The following is a 354-nucleotide window of genomic DNA, read 5'->3' as shown; positions in this document are numbered from 1 at the left end:
GTGGGCATATTGCAGCCAGAGCGGATCGTCGAGGCCGAACTGAGCTTCCAGATTGGCCCTGATCTCGGGGCTCAAGCCCCGCTCCTGATTGAACGGACCGCCTGGTGCGACGCGTATCAGGAAGAACGCCATCGTCACGATGACGAATAGCGTCGGTATGGCGGTCAGAAGCCGCCGGAGAATATATCGCAGCATCGGCGCCCCGCTTCGGCCAGAGCGCCACACGTCCATGCGGACGCATTGCCACGCTCCGGCGCTCCAAATCTTCGCACCGGGCTTGCCGAAAATCGACCACGACTTTCGGACCGATGCGATGACAGACCAGCCCGGGGCGGCCAGGGGGGGGGGGGGGGG

1 pseudogene is annotated in these 354 nt (G+C 64.7%); it reads right to left on the bottom strand.

The window, feature by feature from the left end:
* Positions 1–195: pseudogene (locus AC04SG_RS32930) on the bottom strand (ABC transporter); the annotation flags it as partial.
* Between the last annotated feature and the right edge of the window lie 159 nt (positions 196–354).

Source organism: Mesorhizobium sp. CNPSo 4684, from assembly GCF_057784315.1.
The sequence above is the reverse complement of the archived record's forward strand: the minus strand, read 5'-3'. Positions and strand labels throughout refer to the sequence as shown.